This window comes from Xanthomonas sp. CFBP 8152 (genome assembly GCF_014199025.1).
GTDB lineage: Bacteria > Pseudomonadota > Gammaproteobacteria > Xanthomonadales > Xanthomonadaceae > Xanthomonas > Xanthomonas arboricola_B.
Genome location: NZ_JACHNO010000005.1, coordinates 86017 through 104351, shown reverse-complemented (window position 1 = coordinate 104351; position 18335 = coordinate 86017). Strand labels below are relative to the sequence as shown.

14 protein-coding genes are annotated in these 18335 nt (G+C 65.2%); 3 read left to right on the top strand and 11 right to left on the bottom strand.

What is annotated here, in order from left to right; genetic code table 11:
* Positions 1 to 114 precede the first annotated feature (114 nt).
* On the bottom strand, positions 115 to 1836 hold the full coding sequence (locus tag FHT09_RS17620) for an EAL domain-containing protein (protein WP_104537422.1): 1722 nt from the start codon (positions 1834 to 1836) through the stop codon (positions 115 to 117).
* A 3-nt stretch (positions 1837 to 1839) separates the two neighbouring features.
* Entirely contained in the window at positions 1840 to 3972 is a 2133-nt protein-coding gene (locus tag FHT09_RS17615; RefSeq protein WP_181141363.1) for a PAS domain S-box protein, read from the bottom strand.
* Positions 3973 to 4092: 120 nt separating this feature from the next.
* Here FHT09_RS17615 and FHT09_RS17610 point away from each other — a divergent pair, with 120 nt between their 5' ends.
* Positions 4093 to 6879 carry an EAL domain-containing protein gene (locus FHT09_RS17610; RefSeq protein ID WP_181141362.1) on the top strand — a complete coding sequence of 929 codons (2787 nt, stop codon included), beginning with the start codon at positions 4093 to 4095 and terminating at the stop codon, positions 6877 to 6879.
* A 700-nt stretch (positions 6880 to 7579) separates the two neighbouring features.
* Here FHT09_RS17610 and FHT09_RS17605 read toward each other — a convergent pair.
* From FHT09_RS17605 to FHT09_RS17585, 5 genes are all read right to left on the bottom strand, one after another.
* On the bottom strand, positions 7580 to 7864 hold the full coding sequence (locus tag FHT09_RS17605) for a hypothetical protein (RefSeq protein WP_104537420.1): 285 nt from the start codon (positions 7862 to 7864) through the stop codon (positions 7580 to 7582).
* A 99-nt stretch (positions 7865 to 7963) separates the two neighbouring features.
* Positions 7964 to 9241, bottom strand: a complete 1278-nt coding sequence (locus FHT09_RS17600; RefSeq protein WP_181126282.1) for a methyl-accepting chemotaxis protein — start codon at positions 9239 to 9241, stop codon at positions 7964 to 7966.
* 60 nt (positions 9242 to 9301) lie between these two features.
* Positions 9302 to 9916, bottom strand: a complete 615-nt coding sequence (gene hflD, locus FHT09_RS17595; protein ID WP_104537419.1) for a high frequency lysogenization protein HflD — start codon at positions 9914 to 9916, stop codon at positions 9302 to 9304.
* Positions 9916 to 11052: a tRNA 2-thiouridine(34) synthase MnmA gene (gene mnmA, locus FHT09_RS17590; RefSeq protein WP_104537418.1), complete on the bottom strand. Its 1137-nt coding sequence runs from the start codon at positions 11050 to 11052 to the stop codon at positions 9916 to 9918. The genes hflD and mnmA overlap by 1 nt, the downstream gene beginning before the upstream one ends.
* Positions 11049 to 11507, bottom strand: coding sequence for an NUDIX hydrolase (locus tag FHT09_RS17585; protein WP_104537417.1), 459 nt, complete (start codon positions 11505 to 11507; stop codon positions 11049 to 11051). The genes mnmA and FHT09_RS17585 overlap by 4 nt, the downstream gene beginning before the upstream one ends.
* Before the next feature lie 252 nt (positions 11508 to 11759).
* Here FHT09_RS17585 and clpS point away from each other — a divergent pair, with 252 nt between their 5' ends.
* Together clpS and clpA are read left to right on the top strand one after the other, a co-directional pair.
* Positions 11760 to 12080 carry an ATP-dependent Clp protease adapter ClpS gene (gene clpS / locus FHT09_RS17580; protein ID WP_104537416.1) on the top strand — a complete coding sequence of 107 codons (321 nt, stop codon included), beginning with the start codon at positions 11760 to 11762 and terminating at the stop codon, positions 12078 to 12080.
* A 142-nt stretch (positions 12081 to 12222) separates the two neighbouring features.
* On the top strand, positions 12223 to 14505 hold the full coding sequence (gene clpA / locus FHT09_RS17575) for an ATP-dependent Clp protease ATP-binding subunit ClpA (RefSeq protein WP_104606628.1): 2283 nt from the start codon (positions 12223 to 12225) through the stop codon (positions 14503 to 14505).
* Between the two features lie 291 nt (positions 14506 to 14796).
* On the opposite strand, the gene infA is transcribed toward clpA, so the two are convergent.
* The 4 genes from infA to trxB all read right to left on the bottom strand — a co-directional run bounded on the left by infA (position 14797) and on the right by trxB (position 18240).
* Positions 14797 to 15015, bottom strand: a complete 219-nt coding sequence (gene infA, locus FHT09_RS17570) for a translation initiation factor IF-1 (protein ID WP_002813418.1) — start codon at positions 15013 to 15015, stop codon at positions 14797 to 14799.
* An 80-nt stretch (positions 15016 to 15095) separates the two neighbouring features.
* Entirely contained in the window at positions 15096 to 15845 is a 750-nt protein-coding gene (aat, locus tag FHT09_RS17565; RefSeq protein WP_104606641.1) for a leucyl/phenylalanyl-tRNA--protein transferase, read from the bottom strand.
* 247 nt (positions 15846 to 16092) lie between these two features.
* Complete coding sequence (locus tag FHT09_RS17560; RefSeq protein ID WP_104606627.1) at positions 16093 to 17211, bottom strand: GNAT family N-acetyltransferase; 1119 nt, start codon at positions 17209 to 17211, stop codon at positions 16093 to 16095.
* A 60-nt stretch (positions 17212 to 17271) separates the two neighbouring features.
* Positions 17272 to 18240, bottom strand: coding sequence for a thioredoxin-disulfide reductase (gene trxB / locus FHT09_RS17555; RefSeq protein WP_104606626.1), 969 nt, complete (start codon positions 18238 to 18240; stop codon positions 17272 to 17274).
* Between the last annotated feature and the right edge of the window lie 95 nt (positions 18241 to 18335).

Below are 18335 nucleotides of genomic sequence, written 5' to 3'. Positions count from 1 at the left end.
AGGGATTGGCAAGAGCGGTTTTGCCGCGCCTTGCCGCCTGCCCTGCTCAACAGATCTCCGATTGCGGCTTAGAAACACTGCTGTTGGCTCTTACCAATCCCCAATCCCGAATCCCTACTCCCTGCCGTTACGCAGCTCATCATGCGTGCGAAATGCCTGACGAATGTGCTCGCGCAGTTCGTCGTCGTTCCAGGGCTTGGTCAGGAAGCGGTAGATCGCGCCGCGGTTGATCGCTTCGGTGACCGTGGCAAGGTCGGTGTAGCCGGACAGCACCAGGCGCACGGTGTCGGGGTAGAGCATCTTGACCCGGCCCAGGAACTCGGTGCCGCTCATGTCGCTCATGCGCTGGTCCGACAGGATCACCTGCACGTCGTTGGTGGCGAGCAGGTCGAAGGCGTCGCGCACGTTGCCGGCAGCCAGGATGCGGTAGCCGTCGCGGCGGAACAGGCGCACCAGCGAGCGCAGCACGTTTTCCTCGTCGTCCAGCAGCAGCAGCGTGCGGTCGGGGCGGCTTTCGGCGAACGATTCCGGGCGCAGGTAGCGGCGGCGTAACGCCATGCCGGCCGACTCGGCCGACATCGGTTCGCCGAACAGATAGCCCTGGAAGATGTCGCAGTCGTTGCGCCGCAAAAAGCCCAGTTGCGCCTGCGATTCCACGCCGTTGGCGATCACCGTCATGCCGAGCTGGTGGCCCATGGCGATGATCGCGCGCGCAATCGCCGCCTCGCGGCTGCCGGCCGGCGCGCTCTTGATGAAGCTGCGGTCGATCTTCAGCCGGTCGACCGGATAGCGCACCAGTGCGCTCAGGCTGGAATCGCCGGTGCCGAAGTTGTCCAGGCTCAGGCTGATGCCTTCGTTGCGCAGGTTGGCCATCGTCTCGTGGACGAAGTTGACGTTGTTGGTCAACGCGCTTTCGTTGATCTCCAGCGTGACGAACTGCGCCGGCACGCCGGCGGTCTGCAGCATCGCCATCACTTCGTTGAAGAAGCCCGGGCGCAACAGCTGCAGCGTGGAGACGTTGACCGCAATGCTGAAATCGTCAAAGCCCTGGTCGCGCCATAGCCGCGCCTGACGCACCGCATTCTGCAGCACCCATTCGCCGATCTGCACGATCACGCCCAGGCGCTCGGCGGTGCGCATGAAGCGCTCCGGCACCAGCATGCCCAATGTGGGCGATTGCCAGCGCAGCAGCGCTTCCATACCGACGATACGGCCGTCGCGCGCGCTCACCAGCGGTTGGTAGCGCAGCCGCAGTTCGCCATGCGGGATCGCATCGACGATCTGTCGCGCAATGATGCTTTCGCTATGCGCATTGGTGGTCGAGTTGCGCGTGTACAGGCGCACCGTATTGCCGCCTTCGCGTGCGGCCTGGTAGCTGGCTTCTTCGGCGTAGTCGAGCAGGATCGACAGCGAGCTCGAGTGTTCCGGACATAGGCTGATGCCGACCTTGCCGGTCATGAACAAGGTGTACGGCAGCACCGACAGCGGCAGTTCCAGCTGCTGACGGATCTCTTCGGCAAAATCCTCCGGCAGCGGGGTGTCCTCGCGACGCACCGCCACCACCACCATTTCATCGCTGCCGTGGCGCCACAACTTGCCGCGCGCGCCGAGAAAGTCCTGCAGCCGGCGCGCCACAAGCGTCAGCGCCTGATCGCCGACTTCGCCGCTCATGTTCTCGTTGATCGAGGCGAAGTGATCGATATCGATGTGGAACACCATCAACGGCGGGCCGCCGGATGCGGCAGCGTCCACCAGATGCAGCAGTTCGGGATTGCCCGCGCCCAGGCGGGTGGGTTTGACGATTTCCAGTCCGGGCGGGATTACGGGACTCCACATGACTTAACGTCCACCATCGTCGTGGACGGACTCGCCGACCGGGTGATAGGGCAGGCGCAACGTCACGCGCGTGCCTGCTCCGGGTGCTGATTCTATCGCGAGCGCACCGCCCACGGTTTGCGCACGCTCACGCATCACGATCAGTCCGAGTCCGCGCGGGCCCTCCGGTTCGAAACCATCGCCGTCATCGCTGACCTGCAGGCGAAAGCTCTCGCTGTCGATCGAGTGCAGACTCATGCGCACTTCGCCCGCGCAGGCGTGGCGCAGGGCATTGGTCAGGCTCTCCTGTGCAATTCGAAAACACGCTTGCTCGATCTCGTTGCCCGGACGCACGTCCAGTGCCTGGATATCCAGCTCCAGCCTCACCGGCGATGCGCGAAACAGCATCGCGGCCTGCCAGCGCAAGGCCGCTTCCAGACCCAGGGCATCCAGCTGCGGAGGACGCAGCAGCATCGATAGGTTGCGCAGCTTGGTCACGGTGCTGTCGGCCAGCGACACCACTTCCAGCAGGTCATCGCGGCGCGCGTCCGGATCCGGCTCGTCCAGTGCGGCATGCGCAGACAGCTTCATCGCCGTGATGGCCTGGCCGATGTCGTCGTGCAGATCGCGCGAGATCGCGCGGCGTTCGTCTTCCTGCAGCGAGAACAGGCGCTTGGCCATCGCCTGCAACTCGGCATTGCTTTCGGCCAGCGCATCGCGCATGCGCTCGGGTTCGCTCAGGTCGCGCACCACCAGCAGCTTGCAGCTGCGTCCGCCATAGCGGATATCGCCGGCCGACAGACCGGCATAAAAGGCGCTGCCGTCGCGACGACGCATCGCCCGTGCGCTGGACACCGGCTCGTTGCGATCGCTGCCTGCGCGCAGATACTCGCGCACCACCGGCAGATCGCTTTCGCTCACCAGGGTCTGCAGCGGTTCGCCCAGGATGGTTTCGCCCTGGAAGCCGAACTGCACCGACCCGGCTGCATTGGCATACATCACGTGCTCGTCGGCCAGGATCAGCACGCCATCCGGCAGCACCCTGACCAGCTCGCGAAACTGCTCCTCGCGCTCGCGCAGCAACCTGCGCGATTGTTCGCGCTCGCTCACGTCCTGCAGCGTGCCATGGATATGCCGGGCGCCGTTCTGGCTGGTCACGCTTTCGGCGCGCAGATGGACGGTACGCGGCTGCGAATCGCCGCCGGTCAGCGGCAGCAGCACGTCGATCTGCACCTCGCCACCGGTGCACATGTCCTCGATGATGCGTTCGATCCGCGTCTGGGTGGCGGTGTCCGAGGCGGTCAGCAGTTCTTCCAGCCGATGTTCGCGCCGATGTACCGGCACACTCCGGCCGAGCAGGCGGTACACCGCCGGCGAGTAGCGCCCCAATCCGGTCGCGCGATCCAGCTGCCAGGAACCCAGTCGCGCGATCCCTTGCGCTTCTTCCAGCCGCTGCAGAGCCTCGTCGCGCAGATGCTGTGCCTGGCGTTCCTCGCTGCGGTCCACGATGACCACCAGGCGGGCGGGGCCGCTGGCCAGATGCAGCTGGTTGCTGCGGATCTCGACATGGCGCAGGCCGCTGCGGGTCAGCAGATCCTCGTGCCGGGTGCAGGTGTCGGCGCCCTTGGCGCGAATCTGGGTGATGATTTCCTCCAGGCGCGCGCCGTCGGCGCTGGGCCAGATCGCCTGCAGCGTCTGCTGCAGAAATGCGTCGCGCTCCCAGCCGAAGAATTCCAGCGCTGCCGGGTTGGCATCCAGGATGCGCAGCGTGGCCAGATCGTAGATCAGGGCAGCGCTGGGCAGGGCCAGGAACTTGGCCTGCAGTACCGCCTCCGATTGTGCCAGTTGCGCGTGCTCTTCGACGATCAGCGCCACGAAACGGCGCAGCACCAGATGGATCACGACGCTCGACACCAGCAGAAAGCTCGCGTCCGACCAGCGCCCCGGCATGGGGGCGCCTGCCAGGTGCAGCAGCCGGTTGCCCAGCAGCAGCCAGATCACGCCGACCAACAGGTACAGCCCGGTCAGGGTCCACAGACCCTGTTGCAGGCGCTCGGCCAGGCGGAGACGGGACACGGGAGCGGACGAAAATGCGGGCGCGGCGACAGGATGAGGCATGGGTCCGCGGACGACCTTTGGTGCTGGCGATGCAACCATCTTAGCCGCAACTCGGCCCGGTTCGGTCGAGCCCGAAACACGCGCCTCAACTAATCGCGGAAACGGCCGTTATCCATTGCGACTCCGAAGGCCGGGGTCGATTCTTCGGAGTGTTCCAGAGTGGACTCAGGCGTCATCGCAAGCATGCTGCAACACCCGCTGACCTCGGCGGTGGTGTTGTTGGATGCCCATGGTCAGCCGCTGGCGGCCAACCGTGTTGCGCAATCGCTGGGATTGCCGGCCACCCTCGGTGCCTATGCCGAAGTCCTGGAAAGCAGTCGCGCCCAGGTGGCCAATAGCGGCGGCATGACCGCTTGCGTGCTGCCGGGCATCGGTGGCGGGCGTCTGGAAGGCTGGCTCCGCGCCGTCTGCGACGAACACGGCCAGGTCATGGCCTTCACCCTGAGCATTCCCGAGCCAATGGGCGCCGACGGCACCAGCCGCTGGGAAATGGGTCTGGATAGCGCCGATCACGGGTTGTGGGACTGGGATATTCCGGCCGATGTGGTCTATCGTTCCGAGCGCTGGACCCGCATGCTCGGTTACTCCGAGCAGCCGCTGCCGAATAATCTCACCGCGCTGTCCGGACTGATCCATCCCGACGACCACGCGCTGGTCAGTGCCGCCGTGCAGGCGCACCTTGAGGGGCGCACCGATACCTATACGGCCGAATTCCGTCTGCGTCAGCACGACGGCCAGTGGCGCTGGATCCTGGATCGCGGCCGCGTGGTGTCGCGGACCGCCGACGGCCGCCCATTGCGCATGGTCGGTACGCATACCGATGTGCATCACCACAAACTGCTCGAGCAGCAGCTGCGCGAGCAGCAGGCCCAGCTCGAAGAGGCCCAGCGCATCGCCAGCATGGGCAGCTGGAGCTGGGACACGCTCAAGGACGCGTTGTGGGTGTCACCGGATTTCCTGCAACAGCTCGGCATGACCCAGCTGCGCCTGCAGGGGATTCGCGACATCCTGCGCCTGCTGGGCCGGCCATCGGTTGCGCATCTGCGCAGTGCCTGGCGCAAGATCAAGCACGACGGCCTGCCGGTGCATTTCGAGCTGGAAATCAACGTGCACGCCGGCATCAATCCGCATCACTTGCGGATCTGGGCGCAGCCGGTTTTCGACGGCAATGGCAGCATGGTGCGTCTGCTCGGCCAGTTGCAGAACGTCACCGAGCAGCGCCAGACCGATGCGTTGATCCGCTGGCGCACCGAGCTGCTCAACCGCGTGTCTGCGCTGGGCAAGATCGGCGGCTGCGAGATCGAGGTCGACACCCGGCGCATGCAGTGGACCGAGGAGTGTTACCGCATCCACGGCCTGCGCAAGGAAAACATCACCCTGGAGCAGGCGCTGTCGCTGTACACGCAGGATTCGCGCGATGCCTTCGAGGCGGCGCTGCTGCGTATCTCCGATGGCGGCCTGCCCGAACAGCTGGAGCTGTGTTTCTACCGCAACTCGGGCCAGCGGATCTGGGTCCAGGTGCTGATCGAGCTGGACCGCCGCGAAGGCCTGCCGCCGCGTTTCGTCGCCTTGTTCCGCGACGTCACCCGCGAACGCGAGGCCAACGAGCGCATCGAACTGCTGGCCCACTACGATCGCCTGACCGGTTTGCCGAACCGCTTTCTGCTGCGCGAGCAGGCAGAGAACGCGATTCGCGAAGCGCACGAGCGGGGCCAGGTGCTGGCGATGCTGCTGATCGATCTGGATGGCTTCAAGAGCATCAACGATTCGTTCGGTCACGCCACCGGCGACAACCTGCTCAAACTTGCCTCGGCACGCCTGCATCAGCAGCTGCGCAACAGCGACCTGTTCGGCCGTTTCAGCGACGACGAATTCGTCGTCCTGCTGCGCGACCTGTCCGAGCCCGAAGACGCCGGCCATGTTGCCCGCAAGCTGATCAGCGCGCTTGGCGAGCCGCTGCGCAAGGACCACGTCACCCTCAAGCTCGGCGCCAGCATTGGTATCGCGCTGCAGGGCGAAGGCCTGTCGGATTTCGACAGCCTGTTGCGCGCCGCCGATGCGGCGATGTATGCCGCCAAGGAGGCGGGCCGCAACACCTTCCATTACTACAGCCAGGACGTGCTGATGCGTGCGCAGCGCCGCCTGGAACTGGAGCACGCGCTGCAAGGTGCGCTGGAACGCGAAGAGTTCACCCTGGTCTATCAGCCGCTGGTCAATACGGTAGGCGAATCGTCGCCTGCGATCGAAGCGCTGATGCGCTGGAATCGCCCCGGCCATGGCCAGTGCAGTCCGGTCGAATTCATTCCGATTGCCGAAGAGTGCGGCGAAATTGTGCGCCTGGGCGAATGGGTGATTGGCGAGGCCTGCCGCCAGGCCGTGGTCTGGGACCGCGCCGGGCTCAATTTCAGCCGCATTGCGGTCAATGTGTCTGCAGTGCAGCTGCGCGAGCGCGGCTTTGCCGAGCGCGTACTGGAAATCTGCCGCGACAACGGCTGGTCGCCATCGCGTCTGGAACTGGAATTGACCGAATCGGCACTGATCCGCGATTCCGATTCGCTACGCCGTTGCTTCGAGCTGTTCGAGCAGAACGGTGTGCTGCTGGCGGTGGACGACTTCGGCACCGGCTTCTCCAATCTGCATTACCTCAACCGCTTCCCGGTGCAGCGTCTGAAGATCGACCGCAGCTTCGTACAGGGCATGCTCGACGACGCCAACACCGCCGAAGTGACCCAGGCCATCGTGCATCTGGGCCACGCGCTCGGCATGCAGGTGGTTGCCGAAGGGGTAGAGACGGTGCAGGAAGACGCATTGCTGCGCCAGCAGGGCTGTGACGAAATCCAGGGTTATTTCTACTCGCGGCCGCTGTCGCCGCGCGACATGGCGCAGTGGCTGCGCGAAGCCGAAGCCGGCATGCGCCTCGGTGCGCGCCTGGTCATCGCCAGCTGACGCACTCTGTAGCAGCGCCTGGCGTCGTGCGGCCGGCTGTTGAAATGCGCAGCTCAAAAGTTCGGTGAGTCCAGGGCGCGATGCCCTCGCCACTTGCGGGACACGCCGCGGATCCGTCCCTTCAGGTTCCTTGGCGGCATCCATGCCGCCAAGGGTCCGGCAACCGGCAATGGCACCGCACCAGAGAGTTGGTCGGTGGCCAGATAAAAACATACGTGTTGCAAGGCCTTGAGACTTTGAGAAGTCCATCGCCTGCTTATTGAAAGCCTGCCTGTTACTCGGCGTGCGTGGGCAAGATGCTCGGACGCAAGGTGATCCGAACGATGCACCTCATGCTTTGCTTGCGACCACACACACCGACTATCTCGACTGGTCCTTGTCCGCCTACCGTCACGGGACCTTACGCGGCATGTATGCCGCGTGAGCCTACACGGACGTACTTGCGGCGTAGCCCGCGATGGTGGGCGGACAAGGCCCTGCAGCCAGGCCGCAGATCAGCCGATCGATGCATTGCGTGGTGTCATAGACGTCGTCGAGCAGGCGGGCAGGGCAGACCTCACCCTGGTGCTGCAGTCGCACGGTACTGCGTGTTCAGGGCCATGCCTGGCGGCACGGCCTGATGCACAAACGTCAGCGGTCGTGCAGTGGACACAACCGGCGGGGCGCCTGCCGAGGCGCGCCCCGTCGCCGCACAAAAGCGTCAGCGTCCAGACACGTCGACGGCGGCGCCATCCAGCCCCATATCCCAGGCCACGGTCGCAAACAGCAGTTCTTCTTCGCTGCAGCTGCGGCGGGGGTTCTGCATTGCCTGCACTTCCGCACGGGCGGCACGCTCCAGCCGTTCCAGCGCGGCCGGCATGCGCACGCTGCGCAGCGCGGGCCGGGCCGCGTCGCTCTGCGCGATGCGCCGGGCGTGTGCAGCCGCCAGCGCGGCTGATTCCAGCACGGCGGTGGAGGCATCGGTGGGCGGGGCAAGGAGCGTCATCAGCGGAACACCAGTGTTAGTGCGCAACGGTTATTGCGGAACGACAAATCCCCGGAAGGCCGGGGAATGTCGGAAATCAGACGGTGCGTGACATTGGTCTTAAAACAGTTCGACCGTACCCGCACCCATGCCTTGCTGCGCCACCGGCTTGTGCGGCGGGCGCTCCCATTCCACACGCATGTCGCGCAGGCGGGTGGACACCTTCTGCAGTGCGGCGACCAGATCGCTGTCGTACACGCCGCCATTGCGATGCAACAGTTCCTGCAGCGCTACGGCTTCACGGTTGATCGCGGTAAGGCGATCCAGGTGCGTGTGGATACCGCTCAGCGTCTGCGTGGCGATGTCCTCGAACTGCAGGGCACGCACCGCTTCGGCCACGCTACCGTCGATGGAACGCGCGCACTCGGAGATCTCCCGCATACCGTCGCCCAGCGAGGCGTTGATCTGCGCGACGTTCTCCAGCATCGCCGCCGATTCGTGGCGGGCTTCGCGGGAGCGATCCATGTGACGCGAGGCCAGCTGCGAGACCGTTTCACGGACCTTGGCGATCGATTCCTTGGAGCTGTGCGCCAGCTTGCGGATCTGTTCGTTGAAGGTGGTGGAACGCTCGGACAGATTGCGCACCTCGTCGGCGACCACTGCGAAGCCGCGACCGGCCTCACCGGCACGGGCTGCTTCGATGGCGGCGTTCAAGGCCAGCAGGTTGGTCTGGTCGGCAATCGACTTGACGTCTTCCAGCAGCGCGAAGATGCCATCCAGGTGCTGGGCCATCTCATCGATGTGGTGCACCGTGTTGGTACTCTGGCCGCTCACCTGTTCCAGCGCTTCCACCAACTGCTCCATGCGGGAGCTGGCGTGCTGGGCGAAGCGGGCGACGTCGACGCCGGCGCTGCCGTCGTCACCGGCACGGTCGACGATGCGGGCCAATGCCTGGCTTTGCTGGCGCGACTTGCGGTTCATCGCTTCGAAGCTGCCACCAAGACCGGACACGGCCTGGCGGATCAGTTCACGGGCACGCTCGACTTCCGAGCGCGAACCGTCGACTTCGTTGCTGACGAACGTACGCAGTTCGTTGAGCAGCTGGTCCTGCTCGCGCAGGATGCGGGTCTGGTCCGGATTACGCCGGAACTGGGAGTAGGTCACCCAGGCGGCGAAACCGAGCCAGCTGAGCGTCATGGTCGCCAGGATCGCCCAGCGCACCGAAGCGGGCCAGTCGAATCCGACAGCGAAGGGAAACAGCAAGGTCAGAGCCAAAGGGGCGGCCAGACGGATAAGTGGACGTGAATACATGGGCGTTCTCGGCAGAGTCACGGTTGCTGTATCGGCCGTACCCCCTTTGTCTTTAGCGACGATCGCCACATCCCCTTGCCCATTCAACCGACGTTGACACGCGCCAGCAACCGCGAGCGCGTATGGCAAACCGGGTTCGTCAGTGGTTTAGCGCAGCGCGCGGTCCACGGCCTCGATCATTGCGCGCTTGGCGAACAGGAAATCCCACAGGCTGCCACCCATCTGCCGCCACAACACGGCCGAGCGGACGGCAGCCAGCAGCAACGCGCGGATTTCCGCGACCACGCCAGCCTGGCCCAGATAATGCGGATTGCCCTGCACCATGACCTTGGGACGCAGGTGGCTGATGGACTGCGCATACAGCCCGCCCAGCGAACTCAATACGTCCGGGTGGCCGCTGTCGCCGAGGCTGCGTGCCTGATGCGCCGCCGCTTCGATGCCGTTGGAGACCGTGGCGACGGTGCCAGTGTCGCGCACGAAGCGGCGCTCCAGCTGTAGCACCGCCAGTGCCAGCCGCGGCAGGACCTCGTCCTGGGCTTGATTGTGGAAATAGTTGTGCAGCAACCGCAGACCCGGCGCCAGGTCCGCTGGCGAGCCGTATACCGCCTCCGGCGAGGACGCGTCCACCCGGAACACGCTGTCCATGGCGGTACGCACCGTCGCAGCCTCCGAGTGCCCGGTTTCGGCGATCCGCCGCACCTGTTGCAGGGCCTGGGCAACGCCGGCAAGCGCCAGCACGCGGTGATCCATGGAAGAACTCATCAAGCCACTACCTCGGGTGAAGAAGAAGATCCCGCCAATCGGCGTTCCAGCGGCGCATCGGTGGCGGCTATGACCGCGCCGCCCAGGCACTCCTCGCCGTCATACAACACCAGCGACTGCCCAGGCGTCACCGCCCGCTGCGGCCGTTCGAAACGCACCTGCACGCTGCCGTCGTCCTGCACCTGCACCGTGCACGGCTCGTCGGGCTGCCGGTAACGCGTCTGTGCGGTGCAGCCAAAGCTGCGCGCCGGCGGTGCCCCGGTGACCCAATGCGCCTGCTCGGACTGCAGCCAGCGCGATTGCAGCAGCGGGCTGTCGCGGTCCTGGTCCACATACAGCACGTTGCTCGCCACATCCTTGCCGACCACGTACCACGGCGCGGCGGCACGTCCACGCACGCCACCGATGTTCAGGCCTTCGCGCTGACCCAGGGTGAAATAGAACACCCCCGGATGCTCTGCGATGCGCTGCCCCTGCGGGTCGCGGATATCGCCGGTGCGTGCGGGGAGGTAACGGCCCAGAAACTCGCGGAAATCGCGCTCGCCGATGAAGCAGATGCCGGTGGAATCCTTCTTGGCGTGGGTCGGCAGACCGGCATCCTCGGCGATCCGACGCAGCGTGCTTTTTTCCAGGTCCCCGATCGGAAACAGCGTTGCGGCCAGCTGGGTCTGCCCCAGCTGATGCAGGAAGTAGCTCTGGTCCTTGCCGCGGTCGGCGCCCCGCAACAGGCGCCAGCGCCCGCCGCTGTGCGCCACCCGTGCATAGTGGCCGGTGGCGATGCGCTCGGCGCCCAGCGCCTGGGCCGCTTCAAGAAAATGCTTGAACTTGACCTCGCGGTTGCACAGCACATCCGGGTTTGGCGTGCGCCCGGACGCGTATTCGGCCAGGAAATGCTCGAACACGCCGCTCCAGTATTCGCCGGAAAAATCGCGGAAGTGGAACGGGATGCCCAGCACCCCGCACACTGCCACCGCATCGCGGCGGTCGTCGTCGGCGCGGCAGTCGCCGCTGCCGTCGTCGGCCCAGTTCTGCATGAACAGGCCGGCGATCGATTCGCCCTGCTTGGCCAGCCGCCAGGCCGCCACCGACGAATCCACACCGCCGGAGACGCCGACAACGATATGCGGCGTACTCATGCGACGTGCCGCACCAACGACAACGGATGGCGCTGGCCGGCCAGGTAGTCGGCAATCACTTCCCACACCAGTGGGCTACGCAGCCGCTCGGGCGAGCCGCGCACTTCTTCCGGCGTCATCCACAACGCGCGCACCACGCCGGTGTCCAGGCTGCGCTCGGGATGGTGGGTCACCGCCTCGGCGACAAACGCAAACCGCAGGAAGCACTGGCCGCTCTGGGCGACCCACTGGTAGGTGCCGATGAAGTGGGTCAGGCGCACGTCCCAGCCGGTCTCTTCCAAGGTCTCGCGTACCGCCGCGTCGAGCAGGCTTTCGTCCGGTTCCAGATGCCCGGCAGGCTGATTCAACAGCAGCCGGCCGCCGATGGTCTCTTCCACCTGCAGAAAGCGCCCGTCGTGCACCACCACCGTCGCCACGGTGACATCCGGGTGCCAGCGTGGTTCGGAAGCGCTCATCGCTGCAGGTCCTGGCTCATCGGGGCTGCGCTGGCACCACCGGCGAACCGCTCGGCTTGACGCCGGGTCAGGCGGCGCTGCAGCCCTGCAAGGTGCTCGCACCCGGGTGGGTCGGCGGTGAACGACGGCGTCAGTAACGGCGCGGTGAGGGAATCGGTCATCAAGGGGGGCAGCCGTGGAGTCGAAGACAAATTGTGCGGGGCGCGGCGTAAATCGTCCAATGCACGCGGCGATGAACCGTATAATGACCGGATGCCTCGTAAGACCTCACACGAACACGATCACGGCCTCGCGGTCGAAGCCAGCAAGCCTGAAGTGGCGCCACCGCCACGGTATCAGGTGCTTCTGCTGAACGACGACTACACCCCGATGGACTTCGTGGTGACGGTGTTGCAGCAGTTTTTCAACCTCGATCTGGAGCGCGCCACGCAGGTCATGCTGCATGTCCATACCCGTGGACGCGGCGTATGCGGGGTCTACAGCCGCGAAGTCGCCGAGTCCAAGGTGGCTCAGGTCAACGAATTCTCGCGTATGCATCAACATCCGCTGTTGTGCACGATGGAACAGACCTGACCGGCCAATCTGATCATTCCAGCAACGCAACACTGTGGCTGCAATCACATGCTAACGCCGTCTGAACATGCCTATCCGATAGGGTTGTGGTAAATCCCAACAAAAGCCGCATATTGTTGGCAACAGCCGTTCGGAGTGACCAATGTTCAGCAAAGACCTAGAGCAAACCATCGGCCAGTGCTACAAGCGAGCACGCGAGGCTCGTCATGAGTTCATGACCGTCGAGCATCTGCTGCTCTCGCTGCTGGACAACCCGTCCGCCCAGGCAGTCCTCAAGGCCTGCGGCGCAGACCAGGTGCGTTTGCAAAACGATCTGGAGCAGGCGATCGAGGCCTCGGTCTCGCGCCTGGCCGAAGACGATGGCCGCGACACCCAGCCCACCCTGGGCTTTCAGCGTGTGCTGCAGCGTGCGGTCTATCACGTGCAGTCCTCGGGCAAGAAGGAAGTCACCGGCGCCAATGTGCTGGTCGCGATCTTCGGCGAGAAGGATTCGCACGCGGTGTACTTCCTGAACCAGCAGGACATCACCCGCCTGGATATCGTCAATTACCTTTCACACGGCATCGCCAAGCTGGGTGAGGACGGCGAGCAGCCATCCGCGTCCGATGGCGAACCCAAGAGCGAGGGCGGGGAGGGCGAGGCCAAGGGCGACGCGCTGGCCGAGTTCGCCACCAATCTCAACGAGCAGGCCCGCAACGGCAAGATCGACCCATTGGTCGGCCGCGGCGACGAAATAGAGCGCACCATCCAGGTGCTGTGCCGCCGCCGCAAGAACAACCCGCTGTACGTCGGCGAGGCCGGCGTGGGCAAGACCGCGATCGCCGAGGGTCTGGCCAAGCGCATCGTCGACAACGACGTGCCCGAAGTGCTGGCCGATGCGGTGATCTTTTCGCTGGATCTGGGAGCGCTGGTGGCCGGCACCAAATACCGTGGCGACTTCGAAAAGCGTCTCAAGGGCGTGCTGGCGGCGCTGAAGAAGGTGCCCAACGCGGTGCTGTTCATCGACGAGATCCACACCATCATCGGTGCGGGCTCTGCGTCGGGGGGCACCATGGATGCGTCCAATCTGATCAAGCCGGCGCTGTCGTCGGGCGAGCTGCGCTGCATCGGCTCGACCACGTTCCAGGAATACCGCGGCATCTTCGAAAAGGACCGTGCACTGGCACGTCGCTTCCAGAAGATCGACATCGTCGAGCCGACCGTGGGCGAGACCTTCGAAATTCTGCAGGGCCTCAAACCCAAGTACGAGGCGCACCATGGCGTGACCTATGCCGACGACGCGTTGCAGGCAGCGGTGGACCTGTCGGTCAAGCACATCGGCGACCGCCTGCTGCCGGACAAGGCGATCGATGTGATCGACGAGGCCGGCGCGCGTCAGCGTCTGCTGCCGGAAGGCAAGCGCAAGGAGCTGATCGATATCGAGGAAATCGAAACCATCGTCGCCAAGATGGCGCGGATTCCGGCCAAGCAGGTCAGCGCCACCGATAAGGACGTGCTGCAGCATCTGGAGCGCAATCTGAAGATGGTGATCTTCGGCCAGAACCCGGCCATCGAGACCCTGGCCGGCTCGATCAAGCTGGCGCGCTCGGGCTTGGCCAATCCGGAAAAGCCGATCGGCAACTTCCTGTTCGCCGGCCCCACCGGTGTCGGCAAGACCGAGGTCACCAAGCAGCTTGCGCTGCAACTGGGGATCGAACTGGTGCGCTTCGACATGTCCGAGTATATGGAAGCGCATTCGATCAGCCGTCTGATCGGTGCACCTCCGGGCTATGTCGGGTTCGACCAGGGCGGCCTGCTGACCGAGAAGGTCGTCAAGACGCCGCACTGCGTGCTGCTGCTGGACGAGGTGGAGAAGGCGCATCCGGACATCTTCAACATCCTGTTGCAGGTCATGGACCGCGGCATCCTCACCGACACCAACGGGCGCGAGGCGAACTTCAAGAACGTGATTCTGGTGATGACGACCAATGCCGGTGCCACCCAGGCGTCGCGGCGCTCGATCGGTTTCACCAAGCAGGATCACTCCACCGATGCGATGGAATCGATCCGTCGCGGGTTCACGCCGGAGTTCCGCAACCGCCTGGATGCAATCGTGCAGTTCCAGCCGCTGGGCTTCGACCACATCCTGCGGGTGGTGGACAAGTTCATCATCGAGCTGGAGATGCTGTTGCAGGAAAAGCACGTCTCGCTGTCGGCCACCCCGACTGCGCGCGACTGGCTGGCCCAGCACGGCTTCGATCCGCTGATGGGCGCGCGCCCGATGTCGCGGGTGATCCAGGAGAAGATCAAGCGTCCGCTGGCCGACGAGCTGTTGTTCGGCAAGCTGGTGGAAGGCGGCCGGGTCAACATCGACGTCAAGGATGGCGAGCTGGTGGTGGAAGCGCACCCGGAACCGGAGCGTCTACTGCCGGCCACAGTCGACTGATCGTCTTGCGGTCCTGGAACAAAAAAAACCGCTTGAAAGAACGGTTTTTTCTCGGAACACGTGGTCCGGGCGATCGTGGAGGCTGAGCGGCGGTTGTAGCTCGCGAGGAGCCACAACAGGGCGCTGCCGAACCTGAGCGATATAGAGACCGAGGCGCAAGCTAAAGGCAAGGGCACAAGCCAGGGCAGAAGCAAGCCGGCACCGCCCGATCATCGCTGCCGTCCAGATGCGCAAATCTCGGCCACGACAAAAAGCGGCCACCGGCCGCCTCGCGTCTTACACCAGAACCACTTACTTCATGCGGTAGGTAATACGACCCTTGGTCAGGTCGTAGGGAGTCATCTCGACTTTGACCCGGTCGCCGGTCAGGATGCGGATGTAGTTCTTGCGCATGCGGCCGGAGATGTGGGCGATGATCTCATGCCCGTTTTCCAGCTTGACCCGGAACGTGGTGTTGGGGAGCGTCTCGCTGACGCTGCCTTCGAATTCAATGGAGTCGTCTTTCGACATGTAATCCTGTGCAATCACGGCTGGCCCGGGAGGGCCGTAAGGGACAGCATTTTACGCTCCATCTCCCCGCGGTGCAAATTTTATGTTAAGCGGACTTCAGCGAGCGCGATGGCAGGCCGCTCGCCATAGCGCTCGGACCAGCTGCCAGGCAGCGCTGCCAGGCCGACCTGCAGCCGCACCTGCTGCAGGAACTCTGCGCGTGGCAAGCGTTGCGCGCCCAGGCGCATCAGGTGCGGATTCTCCACCTGCGCGTCGAGCAACGGCCAACCGGAGGAATGCAGATGGGCGGCAAGCGCCGCCAGCGCCACCTTGGAGCCGCCGCTGGCGGCACTGAACATGCTCTCGCCGAAAAACATCTGGCCGATCGCCACACCGTAGATACCGCCGACCAGGCGCGTGCCATCGAACACTTCCAGCGAATGTGCGTGGCCCAACCGATGTAGTTCGATATAGGCCCGCTGCATCGGCGTGGTGATCCAGGTGTCGTCCTGACCTGCACGCGGAATCGAGGCACAGGCATCGATCACCTGCGCAAAGGCGGTATCGGCGCGCACGATCCAGTGGCTGCTGCGCAGCTGGCGCCGGAAACGCGAGGACAGGCGCACGCCGTCGGTGCGAAACACCGTGCGCGGGTCTGGGCTCCACCACAGAATCGGCTGACCTTCCGAGAACCACGGGAACACGCCACCGGCATAGGCGGTGAGCAGGCGTTGCGGCGACAGGTCGCCGCCGATGGCGAGCAGGCCGTCCGGCTCGCGCAACGCGTACTCGGCAGGCGGAAACGGCGCGGCTGGGTCGGCCGCCAGCAGGTAGGGAAGGGCGCGGGACATGCGCGCAGTGTAGAGCGTGTCGTACATGGCGCACCCAGGGCGACGACCATTGCCGGCACGCGACGGTCTGCGGGTGTGGTCGGCGCGCTTTGCGGCATGCGTCCACAAGCATCCCGGTGCTGGGCGCGCAGTTCGTACTCGCCAGACGATTGCTCTTTGGGTGGATTCGGCCGCCTTGCTCCGACGTCCCCAATACGTCCGGCCGGCGATCAGCTGCGACTGCGCCCTACGGCGCCGCCGCGCAGGCTCAGTCGCGAAACGGGCTGTGCTCAGCCAGTTCGCGTGCGTGCCGGGCCACCGCCTGGCGCTCGTCGGCGCACCATTGCGCCAGTGGCTCGCGGAAGCCGGGGTCGGCGATCCAGTGACGGCTGCGGACCAGCGTCGGCAGAAAGCCACGCGCGATCTTGTGCTCGCCCTGTGCGCCGGGCTCGAAGCGGGCCAGGCCCTCACGCAGGCAGTATTCAATGCCCTGGTAGTAGCAGGTTTCGAAATGCAGGCCCGGAAGGGCTTGGCCGCCCCAGTAACGCCCGTACAGCGTGTCGCGCCCGCGCAGGCAGAGCGCGCCGGCAATCGGCTGCCCGTCCAGCTTGGCCAGAAACATTACCAGCTGACGCGGCAGGTGTCGGGCCAGGTGATGCAGGAATTCCGGCGTCAGCGCAGGCGAGTTGCCGTATTCGTTGAAGGTCTTGAGATAGAAGCCATACATCGCGTCCAGGTCGGCGCCGCTGGCTTCATCGCCATGCACCACGCGCAACTGCACGCCGGCCCGCTGCACCTTGGCGCGCTCCTGGCGGATGTTCTTGCGCCGTTTGTGGTCCATCGCCGCCAAGTAGCCTTCAAAATCGCTCCAGCCACTGGCGTTATGCCAGTGGTACTGCAGATCGTTGCGCTCCAGCCAGTCGGCATCGAAGGCGGTGTCTTGGTCGGCCGGGTGGAAGTTGACGTGCGCCGACGACAGCCCACTGCGCTCCACCAGCGCGCGCATCGCCGCGAGCAATTGCGGGCGCCAGCGCGGTGCCCCTAGCAGGCGCGGGCCGGTCACCGGCGAGTAAGGCACCCCGCACAGCCACTTGGGGAAGTATTCCTGCCCGTAGCGCGCGTAGGCATGCGCCCAGGCGTGATCGAACACGAACTCGCCATGCGAGTTGTTCTTCAGGTATCCCGGTGCGGCGGCGACCAGCGTGTCGCCGTGCCACAGCGTCAGGTGCAGCGGGTTCCAGCCCCAGTCCGGGCGCAGGCAGCCCTCCCGCTCCAGGCCTTGCAGGAACGCATAAGAAATGAACGGGTGCGCGCCGTCGTGCAGCGCGTCCCAGGCACCGGCCGGAAGCTCGTCCAGCCGGTGGCACCAGCGGGCAGTGACGCTCATGCACACGGCCCGCTGGTATCGTCGCTGCCCGCGCGGCGCGGCCGGCGGTCAGCAGCCACCTCAGGCGCTCTTGTCGAGGTAGCGCTCGGCATCCAGCGCGGCCATGCAGCCGAAGCCGGCCGAGGTGATCGCCTGGCGGTAGTGCTGGTCGGCGACGTCGCCGGCGGCGAACACGCCGGCCACCGAGGTCTCGGTCGCCGCCCCGTTGAGGCCGGAGCGGATTTCCAGGTAGCCATTGTTCATTGCCAGCTGGCCGTCGAACAGTTGGGTGTTGGGGTGATGTCCGATGGCAACGAAGAAACCGTGCGCGACGATCTCGCGGGTGCTGCCGTCGAGGGTGGACTTGACCCGCACGCCGGTGACGCCGGCATCGTTGCCCAGCACTTCATCGATGGCGTGGTGCCAGACGGTTTCGATCTTGCCGGCGGCGACCTTGTCGAACAGCTTGTCCTGCATGATCTTTTCGGCGCGCAGCGTGTCGCGGCGATGTACCAGGTAGACCTTGCGGGCGATGTTGGACAGGTACAGCGCTTCTTCGACTGCGGTATTGCCGCCGCCGACCACCACCACGTCCTGGTCCTTGTAGAAGAACCCGTCGCAGGTGGCGCAGGCGGACACGCCGCGGCCCTTGAAGGCTTCCTCGCTGGGAATGCCCAGGTACTTGGCGGTGGCGCCGGTGGAGATGATCAGTGCGTCGCAGGTGTACTGGGCGCCGTCGCCGGTCAGCCGGAACGGGCGCTGCGACAGGTCGGCGGTGTGGATGTGGTCGAAGATCACCTCGGTCTCGAAGCGCTCGGCATGCGCCTGCATGCGGCTCATCAGGTCCGGGCCCATCAGGCCGTGGGGGTCGCCCGGCCAGTTGTCGACTTCGGTAGTGGTCATCAGCTGGCCGCCTTGCTGCAGACCGGTGATCACCACCGGCTTGAGGTTGGCGCGGGCGGCATAGACCGCGGCGGTCCAGCCGGCCGGGCCGGAGCCCAGGATCAACAGGCGGGAATGCTTGGCGGGACTGGCAGAAGAGGCGCTCATGTATACTCGCGATCTAGGAATTGGCAGGGCAGGCGAGTGAATTCGCACCCCTGTGGCGGCATAGAGTGGCGGTCCCCACCCGGTGAATCAAGGCG

What these genes read in the sequence shown, in the direction of transcription:
- FHT09_RS17615 (WP_181141363.1), bottom strand. Translation starts at nt 3,972, where the DNA reads ATGGTTGCATCGCCAGCACCAAAGGTCGTCCGCGGACCCATGCCTCAT.
- FHT09_RS17620 (WP_104537422.1), bottom strand. Translation starts at nt 1,836, where the DNA reads ATGTGGAGTCCCGTAATCCCGCCCGGACTGGAAATCGTCAAACCCACC.
- mnmA (WP_104537418.1), bottom strand. Translation starts at nt 11,052, where the DNA reads ATGAGTACGCCGCATATCGTTGTCGGCGTCTCCGGCGGTGTGGATTCG.
- clpA (WP_104606628.1), top strand. Translation starts at nt 12,223, where the DNA reads ATGTTCAGCAAAGACCTAGAGCAAACCATCGGCCAGTGCTACAAGCGA.
- clpS (WP_104537416.1), top strand. Translation starts at nt 11,760, where the DNA reads ATGCCTCGTAAGACCTCACACGAACACGATCACGGCCTCGCGGTCGAA.
- hflD (WP_104537419.1), bottom strand. Translation starts at nt 9,916, where the DNA reads ATGAGTTCTTCCATGGATCACCGCGTGCTGGCGCTTGCCGGCGTTGCC.
- infA (WP_002813418.1), bottom strand. Translation starts at nt 15,015, where the DNA reads ATGTCGAAAGACGACTCCATTGAATTCGAAGGCAGCGTCAGCGAGACG.
- aat (WP_104606641.1), bottom strand. Translation starts at nt 15,845, where the DNA reads ATGTCCCGCGCCCTTCCCTACCTGCTGGCGGCCGACCCAGCCGCGCCG.
- FHT09_RS17560 (WP_104606627.1), bottom strand. Translation starts at nt 17,211, where the DNA reads ATGAGCGTCACTGCCCGCTGGTGCCACCGGCTGGACGAGCTTCCGGCC.
- FHT09_RS17585 (WP_104537417.1), bottom strand. Translation starts at nt 11,507, where the DNA reads ATGAGCGCTTCCGAACCACGCTGGCACCCGGATGTCACCGTGGCGACG.
- trxB (WP_104606626.1), bottom strand. Translation starts at nt 18,240, where the DNA reads ATGAGCGCCTCTTCTGCCAGTCCCGCCAAGCATTCCCGCCTGTTGATC.
- FHT09_RS17605 (WP_104537420.1), bottom strand. Translation starts at nt 7,864, where the DNA reads ATGACGCTCCTTGCCCCGCCCACCGATGCCTCCACCGCCGTGCTGGAA.